This window comes from Tamlana crocina, assembly GCF_012037625.1.
Genome location: NZ_JAAVJS010000218.1, coordinates 1 through 464, shown reverse-complemented (window position 1 = coordinate 464; position 464 = coordinate 1). Strand labels below are relative to the sequence as shown.

The following is a 464-nucleotide window of genomic DNA, read 5'->3' as shown; positions in this document are numbered from 1 at the left end:
CCATTACTAGTGAAGCATCTGCCATATATTCTAATGAGGTGGTGCTCGATTGTCCCGAAGAACCTATAACAGGTGTTTTTGATGTGGCGATGATAAGACGGGTCCTGGAGAATATTGTGAGTAATGCAGTGAAATACGGGGATAGAGGTGCTCCTATAACCATTAAGGCTGAAAATAACCCCGAAAATGTGGTAATAAGCATTCATAATGAAGGAAATCCTATTCCTGAACATAAACAAAAGGAAATTTTCAAATTTCTTAATACCAGCAATGGTACCGGACCCAAAAAACTCAAAAGCTGGGGTATGGGCTTAACTCTTGTAAAAGCAGTGGCAGAAGCTCATGGAGGTTACCTGACCTTGCAGAGCAATAAAGAAACCGGAACCGTTTTTAAACTTGTCATAGCCAAGTTTGCAAACAAACCGGGAAAAGTCAAAACTTCAGTGATCTTTGATTATGATAGC

At 40.1% G+C, this 464-nt stretch carries 1 protein-coding gene; it reads left to right on the top strand.

What is annotated here, in order from left to right:
- Positions 1 to 464 (top strand): sensor histidine kinase (locus HC176_RS16400; RefSeq protein ID WP_167920075.1); only part of this gene is annotated, 464 nt, incomplete at both ends.